16 protein-coding genes are annotated in these 21,278 nt (G+C 73.2%); 7 read left to right on the top strand and 9 right to left on the bottom strand.

All coding sequences use genetic code 11. The features are described 5' to 3' along the window. Window positions 1-103 precede the first annotated feature (103 nt). Entirely contained in the window at window positions 104-1,537 is a 1,434-nt protein-coding gene (locus ACFV57_RS01070; protein ID WP_385224319.1) for a GNAT family N-acetyltransferase, read from the top strand. Between the two features lie 206 nt (window positions 1,538-1,743). Here the strand turns inward: ACFV57_RS01070 and ACFV57_RS01065 are convergent, their stop codons facing one another. Continuing rightward, on the bottom strand, window positions 1,744-3,126 hold the full coding sequence (locus tag ACFV57_RS01065) for a carbohydrate-binding protein (RefSeq protein ID WP_385224317.1): 1,383 nt from the start codon (window positions 3,124-3,126) through the stop codon (window positions 1,744-1,746). 83 nt (window positions 3,127-3,209) lie between these two features. Beyond that, window positions 3,210-4,259 (bottom strand): LysR family transcriptional regulator, encoded by a 1,050-nt coding sequence (locus ACFV57_RS01060; RefSeq protein WP_385224315.1) that lies wholly within the window; start codon window positions 4,257-4,259, stop codon window positions 3,210-3,212. 191 nt (window positions 4,260-4,450) lie between these two features. On the opposite strand from ACFV57_RS01060, the gene ACFV57_RS01055 reads away from it, so the two are divergent. Together ACFV57_RS01055 and ACFV57_RS01050 are read left to right on the top strand one after the other, a co-directional pair. Continuing rightward, the gene (locus ACFV57_RS01055) at window positions 4,451-6,145 is read left to right on the top strand and encodes a DUF885 domain-containing protein (RefSeq protein ID WP_385224313.1); all 1,695 of its coding nucleotides are present in this window, start codon (window positions 4,451-4,453) and stop codon (window positions 6,143-6,145) included. A gap of 12 nt (window positions 6,146-6,157) precedes the next feature. After that, on the top strand, window positions 6,158-7,324 hold the full coding sequence (locus ACFV57_RS01050) for a GNAT family N-acetyltransferase (RefSeq protein WP_385224311.1): 1,167 nt from the start codon (window positions 6,158-6,160) through the stop codon (window positions 7,322-7,324). Between the two features lie 22 nt (window positions 7,325-7,346). On the opposite strand, the gene ACFV57_RS01045 is transcribed toward ACFV57_RS01050, so the two are convergent. The 3 genes from ACFV57_RS01045 to ACFV57_RS01035 form a co-directional block, all read right to left on the bottom strand. Beyond that, on the bottom strand, window positions 7,347-8,177 hold the full coding sequence (locus ACFV57_RS01045; RefSeq protein WP_385224309.1) for a class I SAM-dependent methyltransferase: 831 nt from the start codon (window positions 8,175-8,177) through the stop codon (window positions 7,347-7,349). A gap of 92 nt (window positions 8,178-8,269) precedes the next feature. Further along, window positions 8,270-8,455 (bottom strand): hypothetical protein, encoded by a 186-nt coding sequence (locus ACFV57_RS01040; protein WP_385224307.1) that lies wholly within the window; start codon window positions 8,453-8,455, stop codon window positions 8,270-8,272. 13 nt (window positions 8,456-8,468) lie between these two features. Continuing rightward, window positions 8,469-9,095: a TetR/AcrR family transcriptional regulator gene (locus tag ACFV57_RS01035; protein WP_385224305.1), complete on the bottom strand. Its 627-nt coding sequence runs from the start codon at window positions 9,093-9,095 to the stop codon at window positions 8,469-8,471. A gap of 132 nt (window positions 9,096-9,227) precedes the next feature. On the opposite strand from ACFV57_RS01035, the gene ACFV57_RS01030 reads away from it, so the two are divergent. The 4 genes from ACFV57_RS01030 to ACFV57_RS01015 all read left to right on the top strand — a co-directional run bounded on the left by ACFV57_RS01030 (window position 9,228) and on the right by ACFV57_RS01015 (window position 13,147). Next, the gene (locus tag ACFV57_RS01030) at window positions 9,228-10,679 is read left to right on the top strand and encodes an amidase (RefSeq protein WP_385224303.1); all 1,452 of its coding nucleotides are present in this window, start codon (window positions 9,228-9,230) and stop codon (window positions 10,677-10,679) included. 171 nt (window positions 10,680-10,850) lie between these two features. Next, window positions 10,851-11,771: an alpha/beta hydrolase gene (locus ACFV57_RS01025; RefSeq protein WP_385224301.1), complete on the top strand. Its 921-nt coding sequence runs from the start codon at window positions 10,851-10,853 to the stop codon at window positions 11,769-11,771. A gap of 478 nt (window positions 11,772-12,249) precedes the next feature. Further along, window positions 12,250-12,501: a hypothetical protein gene (locus tag ACFV57_RS01020; protein WP_385224299.1), complete on the top strand. Its 252-nt coding sequence runs from the start codon at window positions 12,250-12,252 to the stop codon at window positions 12,499-12,501. 199 nt (window positions 12,502-12,700) lie between these two features. Further along, entirely contained in the window at window positions 12,701-13,147 is a 447-nt protein-coding gene (locus ACFV57_RS01015) for an Lrp/AsnC family transcriptional regulator (RefSeq protein ID WP_385224297.1), read from the top strand. 79 nt (window positions 13,148-13,226) lie between these two features. Here ACFV57_RS01015 and ACFV57_RS01010 read toward each other — a convergent pair whose 3' ends face one another. The 4 genes from ACFV57_RS01010 to ACFV57_RS00995 form a co-directional block, all read right to left on the bottom strand. After that, window positions 13,227-16,457, bottom strand: coding sequence for an AAA family ATPase (locus tag ACFV57_RS01010; protein ID WP_385224295.1), 3,231 nt, complete (start codon window positions 16,455-16,457; stop codon window positions 13,227-13,229). Further along, entirely contained in the window at window positions 16,454-17,620 is a 1,167-nt protein-coding gene (locus ACFV57_RS01005; RefSeq protein WP_385224293.1) for an exonuclease SbcCD subunit D, read from the bottom strand. Before ACFV57_RS01005 ends, ACFV57_RS01010 begins: the two co-directional genes overlap by 4 nt. A gap of 293 nt (window positions 17,621-17,913) precedes the next feature. Continuing rightward, the gene (locus tag ACFV57_RS01000) at window positions 17,914-18,792 is read right to left on the bottom strand and encodes a hypothetical protein (RefSeq protein WP_385224291.1); all 879 of its coding nucleotides are present in this window, start codon (window positions 18,790-18,792) and stop codon (window positions 17,914-17,916) included. A gap of 184 nt (window positions 18,793-18,976) precedes the next feature. Continuing rightward, window positions 18,977-20,923, bottom strand: coding sequence for an ABC transporter ATP-binding protein (locus ACFV57_RS00995; RefSeq protein ID WP_385224289.1), 1,947 nt, complete (start codon window positions 20,921-20,923; stop codon window positions 18,977-18,979). Window positions 20,924-21,278: the final 355 nt, after the last annotated feature.

Genomic DNA, 21,278 nt, shown 5'->3' with positions numbered 1-21,278 from the left:
GGCCAACCGACACAACCGCCGCCTTTTGCCTCGATTGTGTCCTTTACCCATCGGTCACAGAGCGTTCGCGATCAGGCAACACCCGTCGACGACGCTGGTCTGCATGACTGACGCGACATCTGCCAAGAGTTCCCGCCGCCACCACTGGCGGCGGGACCTGGTCGAGCTGGCGGCCCTGTTCACCGCCGTGTCCGTGGCGGACGCCATCGCCAACACCATCGCCCACGGCCCGTCGGGACCGGTGCTGCTGTGCTGCGCCGCGGTCGCGCTGATCGCCACGGCCGCGTTCCACACCTGGTGGTCACGCCGCCACGAACACGCGCCGCCGCCGACCGATACGGGCGCCGCAGCGCCCGCGGCTCCGGCCGGCCCCGAAGGGGAGCCGCAGGAGACGGCGCTGTGGCGGATGCGTACGACCGTGCGGGACGAGCCGGGCAGCCTCGCCGCGCTGTGTGCCGCGCTGGCCGGGCACCGGGTGGACATCCTGAGCCTCCAGACCCACCCGCTGTCGGACGGGACGGTGGACGAGTTCCTGCTGCGCGCCCCCGCCCCGCTGCCCGCGAAGGAACTGACCCGGGCGGTGGCCTCGGCCGGCGGCGCCCACACCTGGCTGGAGCGCGCGGACGCCCACGACCTGGTGGACGCCCCCACCCGGATGCTGGGACTGGCCACCCGTACGGCCCTGGACTCGGCCGAACTTCCGCTCGCACTACGCCAGTTGCTGGGGCGCTGCACCATCCGTTCGGTGCCCGCGGGGACCCGGAACGGACGCCCGGAGGCCGAGCCGGTGCCGGACGAGGGCATCCTCGAAGAGCACACCATGACGTTCCGCGACCCGTCCGGGGGCTCGGTCACCATCGAACGCCCGCACCTTCCCTTCACGCCCACCGAGTTCGCGCGGGTACGGGCGCTCGTCGAGCTGGACGCCCGGCTCGGCCACCGGGTGCCGCCGCGCCGCGACGTGCTGACCCTGCCCGAGGGCAACCCGATCACGGTGCGCCGCGCCGATCCCGCCGATCTGACGGCGGCCCGCGAGATGCACGACCGCTGCTCGTCCCGGACGCTGGCGATGCGCTACCACGGCCCGGTCGCCGACGCCGAGCGCTACGTGGAACATCTGCTCTCGCCCCGCTTCGGCCGCACGCTCGCGGTCGAGACCGCGTCCGGGCGGCTGGTGGCGCTCGGCCACCTGCTGTGGGACGGCGAGGAGACCGAGGTGGCGCTGCTGGTCGAGGACGCGTGGCAGCGGCGCGGCATCGGCTCGGAGCTGCTGCGCCGGCTGGTCGCGATGGCCGCCGAGGCGGGCTGCGGAAGCGTCTACGCGATCACCCACGCGTCGAACACCGGCATGGTGGCGGCGATGCGCGGCCTGGGGCTGCCGCTGGACTACCAGATCGAGGAGGGCACTTTGGTGATCAGTGCCCGCCCGTCCGGCGTGCCCGCGCGCCGGACGGATTCCGTACGGACCGGGACGGTACGGCAGGGCCCCGGGCGGACCGCGGACGCCGCCCCGGACACCGGCACCCGGACCACGTGACGGCCCGACAGCACGATGTCGCGGCGCCACAGCACCGCGACAACGCAACGCAAAAGGGGGCCGGCCAGTACGCGAGCGCTCGTACCAGCCGGCCCCGGGCGGTACGGGGACCGGTGCGGATCGGTTCCGTACCTCAGTGGTCCTCAGCTGTTCCCGCGGCCCTCAGGGGCATTCGGGGCCGCGGGACCCGGACTCGGAACGACGGATCAGACCTGCTCCCACAGCGACGGCGCGTTCGCGGGCTCCCAGCCCTCCTGCGCCTGGTGGCCCTGGAGGCAGCGGTACGTCGTGCCGCCGTACGTGACCTCGGCGCCCGCCTCGTAGACCGTGCCGGCGGCCCAGGTACCGCTCGGCTCGCTGGGGCCGGGGTCCTCGGAGCCGCTGGTGTTGGTCTTCAGCGTGAGGCCGTACCCCTGGAGCAGCGGGTTGATGGGCTGGTAGAAGGTCGTACCGCCGGAGCGGCAGTTGCCGGAGCCGCCGGAGGTGACGCCCTGCGCCTGGCTGCCGGAGATGAAGGAGCCACCGGAGTCGCCCGGCTCGGCGCACACCGAGGTCCTGGTCACACCGCTGACGGTGCCCTGGGGGTAGGTGACGCTGGTGTTGTGCTGCTGGATCGTGCCGCAGTGCCAGCCGGTGGTGGAGCCGGAGCGGCAGATCGAGGCGCCGACGGCCGCCTGGGTGGACCCGGCGACCCGTACGTTCTGGCCGCCCTGGCCCTTGACGTACGGCGTCGAGGTCCAGCTGCTGTTGGCGGCGACCCAGGCCGTGTCCCGGCCCGGGAAAGTGGAGGCCTGGAAGCTGCCCTGGGCGGCCTGGTTGTAACCGGTGGTGGAGGTTCCGGCGCGGCCGCAGTGGCCGGCGGTGGCGAAGCCCTGCTGGCTGCCGCGGGTGATCGCGAAGCCGACGGAGCAGCGTCCGCCGCCCATGTAGTAGGCGTCGCCGCCGCGGATGTCGTAGAGCGGGCGCGGGCGTTCGGCGGTCGCGCCGACGCTGACGAGGCCGCGGTCGGCGCCGCTGGCGGCCACGAACGACCGGGCGGCGGCCGGGTCGGCGGCGCGCAGCCGCACGGTGTTCGTCCGGACGTCGACGGCCCACGAGGACGCCTCGGGAGCGGCCCGGCGCGCGGACGCGCGGTCCAGCTTGTCCTTGGCGGCGTCGAGTTGGGCGAGCGTGTGCGGTACGTGGACGGCGCGCGCACCCGCCGCCCGTACGGCCGCGAGGCGCGCGGAGTCGGTGGTGGCCACGGTGAGCGTGGCGGAGGTGGTGCCGCTGACCCAGGCTCCGGCGAAGGAAGCGCCCAGCTTGTTGTGCAGGCGTCCGGCGACGGCGCCCGCCTCCGCCTCGTTGGCGAGCCGGCGCTCCGCCTGCGTCCGGTTCAGGCCGAGGTCACGCTGCATCGCCTGGTAGACGGCGTCGGACGTGGCACCGACGGAAAGGGTCTCGGCGGCCGACCGGTGGGGGGGCTGCGGAGTCGTCGAGTCCGCCCTTACGGACTCGGCCGCCGCGGAACCGGGCAGCGCGGTCAGGACAAGCGCGCCGACGGCGGCGATGACGGCACACGCGCTGGTTCGGGCGTGTCTGTGGCGCATGGGGGTGGTCTCCTCGGTCTCGGGGGGGGGGGTGGAGAGAGGTGCCGAAAACTTAGGTGCGGTGTGCCGGGCGGCAGTAGATGTCAGTTGTCCTTCTGCCAGGTGTTATGGATGCCGGGCGGGGACGGTGGGTAAGTGGTGTCTTCCGGTGGCGCCGCGGGGGTGAACCTCGGCGGGCCGGGGTCGGCCGTGGCGCGGTGGTCGGCCAGCCACTGCGTGTAGCTCTCGCTGCGCGCGGCGGCGTCGGCGTGGGCGGCGCGCGCCTGGGCGACGACCTCGGCCGCCGAGTCCGCGGCGGCCGAGCCCGGGTGCCAGCCCACCAGGTGGCGCCAGGTCAGCGGCGTACCGGCGAGCGGCCTGGTCACCATGCCGGGGGTGGGCGGCAGGGTCGCGCGGCACAGTCCCGCGGCGCGGCCGACCTGGACGAGGTGGATACAGGAGGCGGTGTCCGTCTCGTAGACCCGGGTGGGGGTGAAGCCGGCGCGGGCGCAGGCGAGGGTGAAGCAGTCCGCGAAGCAGCCGTCGCCGGGTACGTCGGCCCAGGCCTCCGCGGCGAGTTCGGCCAGGCCGATCTCACGGCGTCCGGCCAGTGGATGGCGGTCGGCGAGCATGACGAAGACCGGGTCGATGGCGACCTCCCGCCAGCTGAGCCGTTCCGGTTCGGGCGCCGGGCTCTCGCCGCAGGCGCCGATCAGCGCGAAGTCCAGCCGTCCCGCGACGACGGACGCGGCGATCTCGCGTTCGGACCAGGTGGTGAACGTGGTCACCGGCACTCCCGGACGGACGGTCGCGAGCCGGTCCACCAGCCCGCCCAGCAGCGGACCGTGGGTGCCGCCGAGCCGGAAGCCCGCCGCCGTGCCGCCGGCGCTGCCGAACCGTACGGCTTCCTGTTGGAGGTCGGTGATCGCGGGCAGCACCACGCGCGCGCGGTCGAGTACGAACTCCCCCAGCGCGGTGGGCCGTACGCCGAAGCGACCGCGCTCGAAGAGTCGGCCGCCCAGGGTGCGTTCTATGCGTTTGAGCTGGGCGCTCAGGGCGGGCTGGGCCAGACCGAGCCGGGCGGCGGCCTTGGTGAGGCTGCCCGCGTCGGCAATAGTCCGGATCGTCTTCAAATGCCGTAATTCCAGGTCCATTCTGTGAGCTTGCTGCTCCGCTCGGGGCGGGAGCAATAGTCCGGTCCGGACCTTTGGCGGTCCGTCGCGGCGGGCCGGGCGGCCGTGCCGCGCTCCGCCCCGTTCGCCCTGCGCGGACGCGGCACCCACGGCGGCAACGTACGGCGCGCTGATGATGACGTACCGGGGGCTCCCGTACGAGGATGGTGCGCATGTCCCACACCACTGCTTCCGACAACGCTCCGCTCCCCCGCCAGGTCGCCGACACCTACGTGGACGCGCTGATCGGCCTGGACCCCATCACCGGCACCTTCCTCGGCGTCCCGGAGAGTTCGAGCCGACTGCCCGACTTCTCGCCCACGGGGCAGGAGGCGCTGGCCCAGCTGGCCCGTACGACGCTGGACCGGCTCGCCGAGGCCGAGCGGCGGCCGGGCGCGGACAGCGAGGGCGAGCGGCGCTGCGCCCGGCTGCTGCGCGAGCGGCTGACCGCGGAGCTGGCGGTGCACGAGGCGGGCGAAGGGCTGCGCGCGGTCAACAATCTGCACTCGCCGCTGCACTCGGTACGCGAGGTTCTGACGATCACGCCGGTCGAGACGGACGACGACTGGGCGGCGCTCGCCCAGCGGCTGCGGGCCGTGCCGGCGGCCCTGGAGGGCTACCGCGCGTCGCTGGAGGCGGGGCTGAAGCAGAATCTGCCGGCCGGGCCGCGGCAGGTCGCCACGGTCGTCGGCCAGTTGGACACCTGGATCGGTACGGACCGCAGCTGGTTCGCCGAGCTGACCGAGCCCGGCCCGGAGGCGCTGCGCGCCGAGCTGGACGCGGCGGGGGCGGTGGCGACCGGCGCGCTGGTGGAGCTGCGCGACTGGTTCCGCGACCGTTACGCGCCGGCGGTCGCGGGCACGCCGGACGTGGTGGGCCGCGAGCGCTACGCCCGCCTCGCCCGCTACTTCAACGGCACCGATCTGGACCTGGACGAGGCGTACACGTACGGCTGGTCGGAGTTCCACCGGCTGCACGCCGAGATGGTCGAGGAGGCCGAGCGGGTCCTGCCCGGCGCGAAGACGCCGTGGGAGGCGCTGGCCTGGCTGGACGGGAACGGCGAGGCCGTGGTGGGCGTCGAGGAGACCCGCCAGTGGCTGCAGGCGCTGATGGACCAGGCCATCGAGGCGCTGGACGGCACCCACTTCGACCTGGCGGAGCGGGTCAAGCACGTGGAGTCGCGGATCGCGCCGCCCGGTGGCGCCGCCGCCCCGTACTACACGAGTCCCTCGCTGGACTTCTCGCGGCCCGGCCGCACCTGGCTGCCGACGATGGGCCAGACCCGTTTCCCCGCCTACGACCTGGTCTCGACCTGGTACCACGAGGGTGTGCCGGGCCACCACCTCCAGCTGGCGCAGTGGGCGCACGTCGCCGACGACCTGTCGCGCTACCAGACGACGGTGGGCATGGTCAGCGCCAACGCCGAGGGCTGGGCGCTGTACGCCGAGCGGCTGATGGACGAGCTGGGCTTCTTGACCAGCGCCGAGCGCCGCCTCGGTTACCTGGACGCGCAGATGATGCGGGCGATCCGCGTGATCGTCGACATCGGCATGCATCTGGAACTGGCCATTCCGGCGGATGCGCCGTTCCACCCGGGCGAGCGCTGGACGCCGGAGCTGGCGCAGGAGTTCCTGGGCCGCCACTGCAGCCGGCCCGCGGACTTCGTCGAGAGCGAGATCATCCGCTACCAGGGGATGCCGGGCCAGGCCATCGGCTACAAGCTGGGCGAGCGCACCTGGCTCAACGGCCGCGAGGCGGCCCGGCAGCGGCACGGCGCGGACTTCGATCTCAAGGCCTGGCACATGGCGGCGCTGTCGCAGGGCTCGCTGGGCCTGGACGACCTGCTGGCGGAACTGTCGCGGATCTGAGGCCGGGGCCGCGTGTTCGTCTTCTCCGGTGATCCGGTGCGGACCGGCCGCATCGATCCGGAGTTCGCCGAGGAGGCCGGTGCGGCGCGGGCCGCGGGCGCGCGCTGTGCGGTGCTCGGCCGTGCGGCGCTGCTCGCCGGGGACGTGCCGGGGGCGGTGGCGGGCGTGCCGTACGGGGCCGGGGCGGCGTGGTACCGCGGCCGGGCGCTGCCGCCCGAGCGGTACGGCACGCTCGCCGCGGCCCTGGGCGAGCGCGGCTGTCCCCTGCTGACCACGCCGGACAGCTACCGCGCGGCCCGCGACTCCGCGGGACCGTACGAGACGTTCGCCGGCCTCGCGCCGGACAGCCGCCGCCCCGCCCGCACGCCGGGACAGCCGCCGGGCACGGCGCGGGCGCGGGTGTGGTGGGTGGACGGCGAGCCGGTGCTCGTCGGCGCCCACCCGGACACGCCGGGCCGGTGTCCGCGCCCGGATCTGTCGGCGGTCGCCCCTGTCGTCCGGGCGGCGCTGCGCAGGCTGGGCTGCCGCTTCGTCACCACGGACCTGGCGCTGCGCCCTGCTGGTGGGTGGCGGGTGACCGGGGTGGACGACGGGCAGGTCGGCGAGCTGCCCGGGGGCGCGGACAGCGGCACGCTCATCGAGACGCTCGCCACGGTGGGCGCGGGCTTCCCGGTCGCCCTGGCGGCGGGCCGGGTCGTGCTGCGGCCGGTGCTGCCGACGGCCGCGGCGCGGCTCGCGGACCAAAGCGCGCTGCCCGGTGGGACGGTGTGGGCGGGCGGCGAACCGCCCGAACCCACCGTCTCCTGTGCCGAGGCCCTCGTGCGCGCCGCCGCGGCCGGGCTGTACCGCCCCGGCTGGGGCCTGTTCACGATCGTCCGGGCCGACGACGGTACGGCCGTGGGTTCCATCTGCCTCCACGGCCCGCCGGACGAGGACGGCACGGTGGAGATCGGATACGCCCTCTGCCCCGCGGCGCGCGGCGCGGGCTGGGCCACCGAGGCCACGCGCCTGCTGGCCGACTGGGCGGCCGGGCGGCCGGAGGTCCGTACGGTGCTGGCACTGACCGAGGCGGCGAACGAGCCGTCCCGGCGGGTGCTGGAGCGGGCCGGGTTCGTACCGTCGGACGACCGGTACGGACTGCGGGCGCACATCTTCGCGGGGACCGGGCGCTTTCCCTGAGACACCGCGGGCGCTGTGCGTCCTACTTCTCGGCGGTATGGATCTCGTAACGCCAAAACGCGCGATGGCGCCAGAATTCCACGGCCGACATGGTGTTCACGAAATGCCGGTGCAGACCCGCCGCCCGGAATCCCGCGTACGGCAGCGCCCCGATGACGGCGAAACACCGGAGCATCGGCCACATACTGCGGGAGATGTCCTCGACCCGGCGCACGGAAAAGCCGGTTTCGGCGGTCAGGCGTTCCAGTGTGCCGTAGGTGAAACGCTGGAACGACGGCATCGCGGCCCAGTCGTTCAGCTGCCGGAAGACCTCGGCCACCGATGCGGGCATACGGGCGGGGAACTCCCTGGCGTACTCGAACATGACGAGCCGGCCGCCCGGTTTGAGCACGCGGTGGAACTGCCGCAGGACGGCCTCGGCCTCGGCGGCGTGCACCAGGGTCTCCATGGTGTAGACGGCGTCGAAGCTCTCGTCGGGGAAGTCGAGGGCCGCGTAGTCGCTCTGCGAGAAGGTGAGCAGGTGATCGAGACCGCGGCGGCAGGTCCGGCGCCGGGCCTGTGCGACGTGGGTGTCGAGCAGGTCCACCCCGTGGACGCGCAGCCCGAAGCGGCCGGCCAGGTGACCGGCCACGTCGCCCACGCCGCACCCGGCGTCCAGTACGCGCGCGCCGGACGGCTGCGCGAGCGTCTTCCCCATTTTGTCCTCCATGCGGCGCATGGCCGCCGACCAGAGCCACGGGGAGTCCTTTTCGCGGTAGAAACCGAAATGCTTGGTGCCGTGCAGGAAAAGGCGGTACCCGATGCGCGATCCGGGCTGCCGGTAATATCGGATGACCTCGCGTACGTTGCTCACGGGCGAAACCATGCCAGCCGTACGGTCCGGACACACCGCGATCGGCACCGGAACCCCTCTTCCGGGCTGCCGGCTTCACCCCGGGACGCGTTTCAGCAGCCGCAGTCCTCGGCGCCGACCGGTGCGGTCAGCGGATCGGCCGGGTCCAGGAGTTGCGCGGCGCGCTGCGGGAGGACCGGGGAGACGGCGGGCAGCGAACCGGTGCGGACCTGGGAGGGGTGTGACCGAGGTACGTGAGCTTGGGCGAACGCGCACCGGGTTCTCGGTACTGGGGACACGGATTCGAGGCTGTCAGCCGACGGCCGGCCGGGATGCGTCGAGAGGGGAGCGGTGCCGGTCCACGATCCCCTCGACGATTCTCATCAGGCGGTCCCCCGCCTGATCGATGCTTCCGTTCTGCGTGCTGACCTGCGCGCCTTCGAGTACGAAGGTGATCTCGGCCGCGGCCTGCTCGGGGTCGGGCAGCCCGGCCTCGGCACACATGCCCACCAGCCTGCGGGTCTGGTCGGCCTTGTGCCTCTCGATCACTTCCCGTGCGGGATGGGAGCGGTCGGGCAGTTCGGCCAGGGAGTTGATGAACGGGCAGCCCCGGTGCGAGATGGCCGGCAACCCCTCGGCGATGAAGCGGGCCAAGCCCATGATCTGCTCCCTGGGCCGGCCGGGGTGTTCGGTCCGGACCCGGTCGAAGGCCGCCTGGTAGTCGGCGGCGACGATCCGCATCCACTCCGCCACCAGCGCGTCCTTGGTCTCGAAGTGCCGGTAGATCGCCATTTTGGTGGTCGCGGCCTTCTCGGCGATCGCCTGGACGCTCACCCGCCGGATTCCCTCGCTCTGGAAGAGCTCTTCCGCTGCGTCGAGGATGCGCTCGCGGGGCGGCAGTTTCGCCACCCTGCTCGGCCTGCCGGCGGTCGATGCCATAGCTGCTCCGTGACGTCCGCTCGGGTGCGGGGCCTCTTGTCTCATTGCTCCTACGGTACCACCTCGCCCCATGCGATACCGTTGGGTATCGTCAGGGACTCAGCAGTATTGTTCTTTCCGCTAGGAGTAAAAGTGAGAGTTGCCGAGTACGTGAACTATGACGCGGTCGGACTCGCGGAGCTGGTGGCCGAAGGGGAGGTGACCGCCGCCGAACTGCAAGCAGCCGCGCTTGAAGCCACCCAGGCGGTCAATCCGCAGATCAACGCCGTCGTGGAGACCTGGCCGGCCGACGACGAGCCCGAGCCCGGCAGCACACCGCTGGCCGGGGTCCCTTTCCTGATCAAGGACATCGGAGCCGCCATGGCCGGGCGGCGCATGGAGCTGGGCAGCCGCCTTGCGGCCGGCAACGTCGCACGCGCCGACTCCTTCCTGATGCTGCGCGTGCGCCGGGCCGGACTGGTGACGTTCGGACGTACCGCGACATCGGAGATGGCCTACAGCATCACGACAGAACCGGTGCTGTACGGCGCGACCCGTAACCCGTGGAACCTGGAGCGGAGCGCGGGCGGATCCAGCGGGGGCGCGGGCGCGGCCGTAGCCGCCGGGGTCGTACCCCTTGCCCACGGCACCGACGCGGCCGGCTCGCTCCGTGTCCCCGCCGCCTACAACGGCCTCTTCGGGCTGAAGCCCACCCGCGGCCGGGTCTCCATGGGCCCCGACCTCGACGAGCTCTTCAGCGGCCTGGCCGTGCCCGGCAGCGTCAGCCGCACGGTACGCGACAGTGCGGCCCTGCTCGACCAGATCAGCGGCCCGGAACCGGGTGACCCCTACTTCGCCCAGCAGCCGTCCCGGCCGTACACGGAGGAAGTCACCCGCCACCCGGGCCGGCTGCGGATCGGCGTCCTCACCCAGGCATGGGGCGGACGCCGCACCACCGCACCGGTGGCCGACGCCCTCTCCCGTACCGCGGGTCTGCTCGAATCCCTCGGCCACCAGGTGGAGGAGGCCGAGGTCGACCTCGGGGCCGACTGGGAGGAGTACGTCCTGGCCAACGCCCATCTGTTCACGGCGAACCTCGCGGCCACGGTCGACGAGCTGGCCGCCGCCTTCGGCCGGCCCATCGACTCCTCCACCCTCGAACCGGCGACCCTCGCCGGCTACCACTACGGTCAGCGGGTCAGCGCGCCCCAGTTCATCGCCGCTCTCACGATCCGCAACCGTGTCGCCCGCAGCCTGGCACGGTACTTCGCCACCTACGACATCCTGCTCACCCCGACCGTGCCGGAGCTTCCCGCCCCCCTGGGCGCCTATGCCGAGAGCGCGCAGACGCTGGACGGCCTCGGCTGGATCGACACCGTCTTCGACCGCTCGCCGTTCACCATGCCGTTCAACATGGCGGGCACGCCCGCCATGACCGTGCCGTTGACGGCCGACGCGGAAACGGGGCTTCCGATCGGTATGCAGTTCGCCGCCGGATACGGCCTCGAAAGCCGCCTCTTCCGCCTCGCCGGCCAGTTGGAACAGGCAAGCCCGTGGTCGGGCCGAATCCCCACCGTGTGGGCAGGGAATCGCACGGGCCACTGAGAAGCGCCCTGCAGCCGGGAGCCAACGAGCCATGCGCTGAGCGAGTGGGACAAGCACCTCGCGCATGCCGTCCTGGTACGGCAGGACCCCGCACACGGTCACGGTGCGGGGTCCTGCACCACCCTCGATTGTCGGCCCCACCTGCCGACGTTCCACGAAGGAGTCCCGCTCATGTCCGCAGTTTCCAACTCCAGCACACGCCGCGACATCGAATTCGACGCGGACGGCACCACATTGCGCGGCTGGTTCTATCCGGCCCCTGACAGTGCCCCGACAGCCGCCGTCGTCATGGCGCACGGGTTCTCCCTGGTCAAGGAGGCGTACCTGGACCGCTACGCCGAGCGGTTCGTCGCCGCCGGGCTGGCGGTGCTGGTCTACGATCACCGCAACTTCGGTGCGAGCGACGGCAGTCCTCGCCAGGAGATCGATCCGTGGCGTCAGATCGAGGACTACCGGCACGCCATCACCTACGCCGGCACACTGCCGGAGGTCGACCCCGACCTGATCGGGGTGTGGGGGACCAGTTACAGCGGCGGGCACGCCATCGTCGTGGCGGCCGGCGACCTGCGGGTCAAGGCCGTGGTCTGCCAGACCCCCGCGGTCAGCGGCGTGCAGACCGGATGGCGGCGTACTCCCATGGCGCAACTGGCGGCAGCCGGTGAGCAGTTCGCGGCTGAGCGGATCGCCCGTATGCAGACCGGCGAGGTCGCGACACGCCCGGTGATCGGCGGCGCTGCCGACGGCCCCGTCTACGCCTCCGACGACGCGTTCGACTACTTCACCGCGGTCGCAGAGATCGCCCCGTCGTGGCGGAACGAGGTCACCGTCCGCACTGGCGAGTGGAGCCGTGTCTACAACGCCGGCGACCACATCGAGAGGGTAAGTCCAAGGCCGCTGCTGATGATCGTCGCGGACGACGACACCACGTCGGGCACCGACTTGCAGTTGTCCGCCTTCAACCGAGCGCTGGAGCCCAAATGGCTGCAGATCATACCCGGCGGCCACTACGGCCCCTATGTCGAACAGTTCGAGGCCACCTCCTCGGCCGCCGCCGAGTTCTTCGCGACCCACCTGCACACGAGCCGCCGCTGACCATGCGAACGGCTACCTTCGATCGTTCATGAACGGTCTGTCACGGCAGGTGCAGGACGTGCTCTGTAGCGTTTCGCCGCGGCGGGATGCTGTGCCCGTGGGCCATGTCCGTGCCGGCGAAGGCCTACGCCGGGACGGGGCTCCCGCTTGGTAGGCAGTTCGGTTACGGGCTCGAAGGCAGTCTCTACCGTCTCGCTGGACAACTCGAACCCTCCTGCACAGCGACCTGCCCCGCTGTCGCGGTAAATGCCGGATTTACTGCGGCAGCATCGGGAGGGCGGAGCGGGTATGACGACCGAACCGGTGACCGAACTTGGGAGCGGGAGCGCGTTGCGATTGCCGCGCGCCCCGCGCCGTGCTCATGTCCGCCCCTCCCGCGTCGTACACCGCGGCGGTTGAGCGCTACCTCACCGGCGCGGGCGGACGAGATGGACGCCGACACGGTCAACCGAGAGCTGTCCATAAGACGCAGTGGAAGATGCTCTACGAGCCCGCCGCGCGGGCCGATGAGGTGCTGTGCCTGAACGAGGACCTGGACGGCTGGACGCTTCACCGGCTCCGCCACAGTGCCCTCACGCACGACGCGGAGGACGGCACCTCCACTCCGATGCTGCTCGCCCGCTCCCGCCACGCCTCCGTCCGCTCTCCGGAGCGATACGCGCGGCCCGGCGTCGACGCGGTCGCCCGACACGTCGCCGAACGCGACCCCGCTGCACGTCGCCACACGTAGATCCGAGCGGATCAAGGCTTCAAGATCACCCCATTGCCCCTTCGGCGCGTATCTCGGTCACACCACTGGGAGTCCGGGGAGACGTGGGAGACCTGGGATGTCATACCGGTGAATCTACGGATTCCGCCCCCCGGCCAGGAAGTAATGATCAGCGGCAAAACCCTTGATCCGCCGGGGATTCCACTGCTAAACACCTCTCATGACCGGCTGTTCCCCCGACGCCACCGACTGGCGCATCCTCGACGTCCTCCAGCGCAACGGCCGCGCGGGCTACGCCGAACTGGCCCGTGCCGTGAACATGTCCGCGAGCGCGGTGACCGAGCGGGTACGGCGTCTGGAGGAGGCCGGGGTGATATCCGGGTACGCCGCGGTGGTCGAGCCGGCCGGCATCGGCCTGTCCGTGCTGGCCTTCGTCCGGCTGCGCTATCCGAACGGCAACGACAAGCCGTTCCACGACCTGCTGGACACCACGCCCGAGATCCTGGAGGCGCACCACGTCACGGGCGACGACTGCTTCGTCCTGAAGGTCGCCGCCCGCTCGATGAAGCACCTGGAGGAGGTGTCGGGCCGGGTGCAGGCGCTGGGCCCGGTGACGACCAGCGTCGTGTACTCCTCACCGCTCCCCCGGCGCCCGATCAGCCCCTGAGCGGCGCCGCCCGCGCGGTCCCCGGTGCCGCTCCGGCCGCGTGCGGGGCCGGTCCGGCAGCTCCGGCGGTGTACGAAATTCAGTCCGGCACGTGGTGGCGTACGGACGAGCCCGCGCGGTCCTTGACGACCTCCAGCCGGGCCGGGATGCGCCGGCGCAGGTCCGCGACGTGGCTGACGATGCCTACGCTGCGGTCGCGTTCCCGCAGCGAGTCCAGGACGTCCAGCACCTCGTCCAGGGTCTGTTCGTCCAGGCTGCCGAAGCCCTCGTCGATGAAGAGGGTGTCCAGGCGGGTGCCGCCCGCCTCGTCGCTGACGACGTCGGCGAGCCCGAGCGCCAGCGCGAGCGACGCGAAGAACGTCTCGCCGCCGGAGAGGCTGGCGGTGTCCCGCTCGTGGCCGGTCCAGGCGTCGATGACGTGCAGGCCCAGGCCGGAGCGGCGCGCGCCCCCGGCCCGTTCGTCGGAATGCACGAGTGTGTAGCGGCCGGAGGACATCCGGTGCAGGCGCGCGCTGGCGGCCGCCGCGACCTGTTCGAGCCGGGCGGCGAGGACGTAGGACTCCAGGCGCATCCGCCGTTCGTTCTCCGCCGATGTGCCGGCGGCGAGCGCGGCCAGGCGGGCGATGCGTTCGTACTCGGTGCGCAGCGGGGCCAGTTGGCGGGCGTCGGAGTGAGCCCGCACGCCGAGCCGGTCCAGTTCGGTGCAGCGTTCCCCGGCGGCGGCGTGTGTGGCGGCGGCGGTGCGCAGCGTACGGCCGGCGTGTTCCAGTTCGGTGTACGCCCGGTCCGGGTCGGCGGGCGGCAGGGCCGCTGCGGCGACCGCTTCGGGGTCGGCCAGTTCGGCTTCGACGGCTGCCGATTCCGCCTGGTAGCGGTCCAGGCGCTGTTGCAGCGCGCGCCAGTCGGTGTCGCTCAGCAGTGCGGCCGACGCGTCCTGCGGAGTGTCGAATCCGGCGCGGTAGGCGGCGTCGGAGAGGTGGGCGTCGGCTTCTTTGAGCCGTTCGGCGCACGCTTCGGCGGTACGGGCCGCGGTGGCGGCCTCGGCCAGCAGCGCGACCTGCCGCTCCAGGCGCCGGGCGCGCTCGGTGACGCTGGCGAACCCGCCGCGCGCCGTAACCAACTCCTCTTCCAGAGAGGCGAGTTCGCGGTCGAGGGCTTCGCGGTGGGAGGTGCGCGCGGCGGCGCGGCGCTCGGCCTCCTGCTGTTCGGCGCGGCGCCGCTCATGCTCCCGCTCGGCGCGGGACAGTGCCTCCCGGGCGGCGTGCAGACCGGCGCCCGCGGCCCGCTCACGGGCATAACTGTCACTCAACTCGTCTGCCGTACGTGCGAGTTCGGCGACGGAGGTGTTGCCCGCCGTGGCGGAGGCGCCGGCCAGGTCTTCCTTCAGCGACTGCTGGGCGCGCTCCGCGGCCTGGCGTCCGGACTCGGCCTGCCGATAGGCGTCCAGCGCCGCTTCCTCGGCCGTACGGTCCACGTGCTCCTTGCCGGTACGGGCCGGGGCGGGGTGCTCGGTGGCGCCGCACACCGCACACGCCGCGCCGTCCTCCAGACCGGCGGCGAGCTCGGCGGCGATGCCGCGCAGGCGGCGGTCCTTGAGGTCGAGCCAGTGTTCGTGGGCCGCCGCGGAGCGCTCCCGGGCGCGCAGCGCGTCCTCGTCCGCGGCCCGCACCCCGTCCGCTAGCCGGTCGCGCCGCCGTGCGGCCTCCAGCCGCTGCCGGGCCGGGTCGAGCTGCGCGTGGAGCTGTTCGGCGCGGGCGGCGGCTTCCTGGGCGGCTTCGATGCGCCGCTGGTGTTCCTGGTGCGCGGGCTCCCAGTCCGCGAGCCACGCGGCGGCGTCCAGCAGCGTCTGCTCGTCGGCGCGGGCCTCCCGTTCGATTCCGGCGCGTTCCTGGGCGATGGCGGCGGCGCGGCTCTCGGCGCGGCGGGCCGCCGCCAGGGAACCGAGGTCCTGGCGCAGTTCGCGTTCCAGGGCGGCGAGCCGTTCGCCGTCGGCCCCGGCGAGGTCGGGCGGCAGCTGGGAGCGGCCGCGCCGCTCGGCGGACTGCGCCGTCTCGTGCTCACGCCAGGCCGCGTCGCGCAGCGCCAGCGCCGGGGCGACCTCGGAGGCCGCGCGGGCCCGCGTCAGCCGGTGCCGGGCCCGGTCCCGCTCGCCGGACTGCGCCGCCAGCTCCGCGGCGCGCCGCCGCGCTTCGGCGTGCCGCCGCTGGAGGCGGCTTCGCTCACGTTCCTCGTCCGCCCGTGCGCGGGCCGCGGCCTCCGCCGCCTCGGCGGAGCGGACGGTGAGGCGGGCGATCTCGTACCGCTCGCGCGCGTTGGCCCGCGCCACGGCCGCGCGCACCAGTACGGCTTCGGCGAAGCCCGGCTCGCCGGGGCCCGGCGCCTCTGCGGCCTCGGTGGCGGGCGCCGTGCCGGTGTCCCGTCCGTACTGCCCTGGTACGAGGGCGGTGGCGGTCGCCGTGCCACGCGTCGCGCCGGCACCGGAGCGCTGTGCCGCCCGGCCCGCGCCACCGCGGCGACCGGACCCGGCAGCCGTGGACGCGGCTTCGGGTGCGCGGCCCGGCGCGGGGACGGAGGGGTCGACGAGGTCGGCCGGCTCCCCCGCCGCCTGATCCATCCGGTGGGCGAGCGCCAGCAGCCGGTCGTCCCCGGCGGCGACCCGGTCGGCCGCGGTCTTGCGGCGGGTGGCGAGCTGTTCTTCGAGGGCGGCGAAGCGGCGGGTGTCGAAGAGCCTCCCCAGCAGTCGGGCGCGGGCCTCGGCGTCGGCGCGCAGGAAGCGCGCGAAGTCCCCCTGAGGCAACAGGGCGACCTGGCAGAACTGCTCCTTGCTCATGCCGAGCAGCTGGCCGATCTCCTCGCCGATCTCCTGGTGGGACCGGCTCAGCGCCTTCCAGCGTCCGCGCCCGCTGTCACCGCCGCCGTCGCCGCCGTCCGACTCGTCGTCGCCGGTCACGTACTCGCGCAGCCGGCTCTGCGCCTTCTCGCGGGTGGTGCCGGTGCCGCGCTTCTTCGGCCGGGGCTGCTCCGGCAGCCGCGTGACCTCCAACCGCCGCCCGCCCACGGTCAGTTCGAGGACCACCTCGGTGGGGGTCAGCGGATCGGCGAGGTCGCTGCGCAGCGCCTGGCCGCTCTGCCGCGTCCCCGGCACGGACCCGTACAGGGCGAAGCACACGGCGTCCAGGACGGAGGTCTTGCCCGCACCGGTCGGCCCGTGCAGCAGGAAGAGACCGGCCTGCGACAGCCGGTCGAAGTCGACGGTCTGGGTCCGGCCGAAGGGCCCGAACGCCGTGACCGACAGCCGGTGCAGCCTCATCCCGCCACCTCCCGCAGCGCGTCGTCGGTCCGCACCTCGTCGAGCGCGGAGCGCAGCACGGCCCGCTCCTCGTCGTCCACGGAGCGGCCGGCCCGTACGTGTGCGACGAAGTCCTCGGCGATCTCCTGGTCGCTGCGGCCGCGCAGCCGCTGCGCGTACGAGGCGAGGGTGCGGGCGGCGCTCTCCTCCGGCTCGAAGGCGAGGCCGAGGATGTGCGGGAAGCGTCCGGCGAGCCGGGCCATCGGCTCGGGCGGGCGGGCGGTGTCGGTCAGGGTCGCCTCCACCCACGCCTCCTCGTGCGCGCTGAGCGCCGGGTCCGCGAGCAGGTCGTCCAGCTTGCCGCGGATGCGGGCCAGCGGCCGGGGCACCGGGCAGTCCAGGCGCTCGGCGGTCACCGTGCCCGCGGCGTCCAGGTCGACGAGCCACATGGACTTGCGGTGCCGCTCCTCGGAGAAGGAGTAGGCGAGCGGCGAGCCGGAGTAGCGGACCCGGTCGGTGATCGCCTGGCAGCCGTGCAGGTGACCGAGGGCCGCGTAGTCGACTCCGTCGAAGACGGCGGCCGGCACGGACTCCACGCCGCCGACCGTGATGTCCCGCTCGCTGTCGCTGGGCGCGCCGCCGGTGACGAAGGCGTGCGCGAGGACCACCGACCGGGTACCGGCGGGCCGGCCGGCCAGGTCGTCGCGCACCCGGTCCATGGCGGCGCCCAGTACGTGCGCGTGGTCCGCCCGCTCGGCGCCGAACTCCTCCTTGACCAGGGCCGGTTCCAGGTACGGGAGGCCGTACAGGGCGACTTCGCCGTGCTCGTCGCGCAGCACGACCGGGGTGGCGCAGGCCGCGGGGTCGGTCCGCAGGTGGATGCCGGCCTGCCGCATCAGGCCGGAGCCGACGCCGAGCCGGCGGGCGGAGTCGTGGTTGCCGGAGATCATGACGGTGGGCACGCCGAGGTCCGCGAGGCGGTGCAGGGCGTCGTCGAAGAGCTCGACGGCGGCCAGCGGCGGCACGGCACGGTCGTAGACGTCGCCCGCGACGAGGACCGCGTCGACCTGCCGCGCACGGACCGTCTCGACGAGGTGGTCGAGGAAGGCGCGCTGGGCGGTGAGCAGGTTCACCCGGTGGAACGAGCGGCCGAGGTGCCAGTCGGAGGTGTGCAGAAATCTCAAGAGACCGCCTCGACCTGCACTGCCACCACTCCTCGACTCCCGCCGCCGCACCGGGCCCGTACGGCCGCCGCTCCGGGCGCCGGCCACGCCGGCACCATCCGGCACCGCGCCCCTCACCTGCCTCAGTCTGCCACCTGAGCCCGGACGGCCCGGAACCTGTCCTGGACGAGCCGGGCGTTGTGACACGGCTCACGCCGCGGGCGAGGCGCCGGGGCGTGAAGGGAGAGCGGTTCCGGACACGCCGAAGGCGCCGGTCCGCGGACCGGCGCCTTCGGGAACGACCGCGACGCGGGTCAGGACGTCGTCGTCCGCTGCCCCTGTTGTGCGGCCTTGTCCGTGATGTCGACCGTGTCCTTGGCCGGAGGCGCGGTCACGTTCGCCTCCGTGCCGAAGTCGCCGAACTTCAGGGTCGTGCTGACGGCCGTCCGCGCGCCGCTGCTGCCCTGCTTGCCCCTCTTGGGCCTGACCTCGACCTTCTCCTGGCGTATCCGGCCCTGCCCGTCCAGCCAGATGTCGAGCGGCAGTCGGTCGCCGAGCTGCGCCCTGAGCTGCTTCGCCTGCTGCGCGTTGCCCTCGGCCAGCTTGGCCACGTCGACGGACACCTTGTAGTGCGTGGTGGCCGTGCCGTCGACGGTCTCGGTGCCGACCTTGGTGACGTCCTTGTCGCCGATGCCCTTCGTGTAGGCGAAGGAGGCCGTCGGGTCGTCGTACTGCGTGTGGTTGCCGGAGCGCTCCATGAGCTTCTTCAGGTCGACCTTCAGCCACGACTTGCCCTGCGGCAGCTGCTGCCGCTGCGCCGCGGGCGGCTGCTGGTAGAGGATGCCGTCCACCAAACGCTGGTGGAGCTGCTGGTTTCCGGTCCGGAGGGTCAGGTCGCTGCTGCCCTTGCCCAGGTCCACCACGCCCGACCCGCGGACCTCGGTGTCCGATCCCGCGGCTTGGGCCCGGGTGAGGAGCGTCATCCTGGCGGTCTTGGCGGCGGTGGTCCTCTGGTGCGCGGCCCGGACCGCCTGCGGGCCGTCCGCCGCGCCGCCCTGCGAGGCCGGGGCGCCGCTCTGCTGGTCGGGGGCCTTGCCCGAGGACGTGCCGCCCCCACTGCCGCAGCCGGCGACGAGAGCCAGGGACAGCGTCCCGGCTGCGGCCGTGGCTAAGAGACGTGTACGTGTTCCCACTGTCGTCACTGTGACCTCCTGGTCGAAAACCCGTCCGGAGCGGCGGCACCGTATGCGCCACCGCCGGCTTCGGTACGCGTACACCGGTGCGGCCGGTGACGGAGCGGAGGGCGCCGGCGAGGCCGTCACGGGACGCCCCCTCGCGCGTCACGGGGTTGCGAGTGCCCCGGGGTACGGGGATGAATCACGGGGATTTCGTCGGTACGGCGCACGCGTACTGGGCGGCCTGGATCTCGTAGAGGGAGCGGTAGTGGCCGCCGTGGAGGGCCATCAGCTGGGCGTGGCTGCCCTGCTCGATGAGGCGGCCCTCGTCCAGGACGTAGATGAGGTCGGCGGTCGCGGTGGCGGCGAGCCGGTGGGTGATCAGCAGGACGGTGGTGCCCTCGCCGGTGAGGGCGCGCAGCGCCTGGAACGCCTCGACCTCCGCCTTAGGGTCGAGCGCGGACGTCGGCTCGTCCACGACCAGCAGCGAGGCGTCGCGGTAGCGGGCGCGGGCGGCGCCGAGGCGCTGCCACTCGCCGCCGGAGAGCTGGGTGCCGCGCTCGAAGCCCTTGACAACCAGGCTGTCCCAGCTGTGCGGCAGCGCGGTGATGACGTCCGTGGCGTCCGCGCCGTCGGCGGCCCGCTCCACGCGCCACTGGTCGAGCCGCTGGTCGCTGCGCCCGATGTGGATGTTGGCGCGGGCGGTCATCGGCCAGTGCGGGAAGTCCTGGGCCAGCAGCGCCACTTGCCCGAAGACGGCCGCGCGGTCGGCGTCGCGGGTGTCGGTGCCGTTCCACAGCAGCCGCCCGTCGTCGGGCAGGTACAGGCCCGCGACGAGTTTGGCGAGGGTGGACTTGCCCGAGCCGTTCGTCCCGACCAGCGCCACGACCGTGCCTTTGGGCACGGTGAGGTCCACCTTGTCCAGGGCGGGCGAGGCGGCGCCGGGGTAGGTGAAGGACACGTTCTCCAGACGGATCTCCTCCAGCGGTCCGGCCAGTGGCTCGCCCCCGGCGGGAATGGCGTGCCGCTGGGCGGTGGCGCAGGCGTCCTCCCAGTCCTTGAGGTACATGGCCTCCTCGTAGAGGCGGTTGAACTGCATCACCAGGGACAGCAGGCCGGCGCTGGAGGACCGTACGGCGATCACGGCGGTACCGGCCACGGCCAGCGGCATACCGCCGCTGGTCAGCAGCAGCCACAGCACGCCGTAGGCGCCCAGCGACGCCAGGCCCGAGCCCGCCGAGGCGACGGTCCGGGTGACGGCCTCCGCGCGGGCCAGCCGCTGCTGTTCGCGCTCCATCGTCCGGGACATGTCCGCGTAGGCGTCCACCAGCAGGCGTCCGGCGCCGTGCACGCGGATCTCGGCGGCGCACGCCTGGTCGGTGAGCTTCTGGGTGATGACGGAGCTGGCGCGGCGGTGCTCGATCCAGGTGTGCCGGGACTCGTACTGGCGGCGGGCACAGAGCACGGCGCCCCACCCGTTGGGGGCGGCGACGAGGAACAGCATCAGGACGAGCAGCGGGTGCAGCGTGAGCAGCACCGCGGCTGCCGCGAGCAGGCCGATCAGCGCGTTGAGGACCAGGATGGAGGAGCTGAGCATCATCCGGATGGAGTCGGTGCCGAACCGACCGGCGTCCAGGGTGCGGTGGACCTGCTGGTCCTCCAAGGCGGCGAGTTCGACGCGGATCACCCCGTGGTAAAAGCGGGCCGTGCAGACGCGTTCGACCTTGGGTTCCAGTTGTCCGGACGCCGCCGTGGACACGGCCGACAGCAGGGCCGAGAGCACCGCGACGGCGGCCACGGCCACCAGGGCGGGCGCCGCCTGGCGCAGCCGCGCGGGCGTGGGCCCGGCCGTGAACAGGGCCACGAGGACCTTGTTGGTGGCCACCAGGGTGCAGGCCCGCATGACGCCCTGGCCGATCTCGGCGCCGAGCAGCGCCGTCAGCGCGCGACGGTCCTCGCGCCAGGCCGCCCTGGCGACGGCGCCCATCATGGCGGGGAACTGGCGGGCCATCGCCCACAGCCCCATCCGCAGGATCGGCATCTCGTGCCGGGTGTACGACATGTCGTAGCGCAGGGCGCCGCCGAACAGCACCCGCTCGCTCTCGGAGACCGGCAGCTCGGCCCGGGACCTGACGCGGCGGCTCCTCATCGGGTCCCCGGCCGGGCTGCGTGCGCGGTTCGGCTGCGGGGAGTGCGGGCGGTACGGGTACGCGGCCGGGTCCGGGCGGCGCGGGTACGGGGACGGGCCGGTGCGGAGTGCGTACGCGGGCGGGCCTGCGCGGTACGGAAACGCGGGAACGCGGGGCAGGCCGGGGCTACGGCCGGGCCGGTCGGCACCGTCGCGGTGTCCCTCATGGTTCGTCCTCCTCTTGTGACGTCGTGCCTCGTGCTTGCCCCGTCCTGCCCGCCACGGCACGCCCGGCGCCCGATCCGGTGGACGCCCGCGGCCGCCCCGGACGCACCGGCCACCGCCACCGGCCCGCCCCTTCGCGGGTCATACGATG

Origin of the sequence: Streptomyces sp. NPDC059788 (assembly GCF_042732265.1) — a bacterium.
Taxonomy (GTDB): domain Bacteria; phylum Actinomycetota; class Actinomycetes; order Streptomycetales; family Streptomycetaceae; genus Streptomyces.
The sequence above is the reverse complement of the archived record's forward strand: the minus strand, read 5'-3'. Positions and strand labels throughout refer to the sequence as shown.

Bases quoted from the DNA above. Each gene is read 5' to 3' on its own strand.
- ACFV57_RS01070 (WP_385224319.1), top strand. From the start codon at position 104: ATGACTGACGCGACATCTGCCAAGAGTTCCCGCCGCCACCACTGGCGG.
- ACFV57_RS01065 (WP_385224317.1), bottom strand. From the start codon at position 3,126: ATGCGCCACAGACACGCCCGAACCAGCGCGTGTGCCGTCATCGCCGCC.
- ACFV57_RS01060 (WP_385224315.1), bottom strand. From the start codon at position 4,259: ATGGACCTGGAATTACGGCATTTGAAGACGATCCGGACTATTGCCGAC.
- ACFV57_RS01055 (WP_385224313.1), top strand. From the start codon at position 4,451: ATGTCCCACACCACTGCTTCCGACAACGCTCCGCTCCCCCGCCAGGTC.
- ACFV57_RS01035 (WP_385224305.1), bottom strand. From the start codon at position 9,095: ATGGCATCGACCGCCGGCAGGCCGAGCAGGGTGGCGAAACTGCCGCCC.
- ACFV57_RS01025 (WP_385224301.1), top strand. From the start codon at position 10,851: ATGTCCGCAGTTTCCAACTCCAGCACACGCCGCGACATCGAATTCGAC.
- ACFV57_RS01020 (WP_385224299.1), top strand. From the start codon at position 12,250: ATGCTCTACGAGCCCGCCGCGCGGGCCGATGAGGTGCTGTGCCTGAAC.
- ACFV57_RS01015 (WP_385224297.1), top strand. From the start codon at position 12,701: ATGACCGGCTGTTCCCCCGACGCCACCGACTGGCGCATCCTCGACGTC.
- ACFV57_RS01010 (WP_385224295.1), bottom strand. From the start codon at position 16,457: ATGAGGCTGCACCGGCTGTCGGTCACGGCGTTCGGGCCCTTCGGCCGG.
- ACFV57_RS00995 (WP_385224289.1), bottom strand. From the start codon at position 20,923: ATGAGGAGCCGCCGCGTCAGGTCCCGGGCCGAGCTGCCGGTCTCCGAG.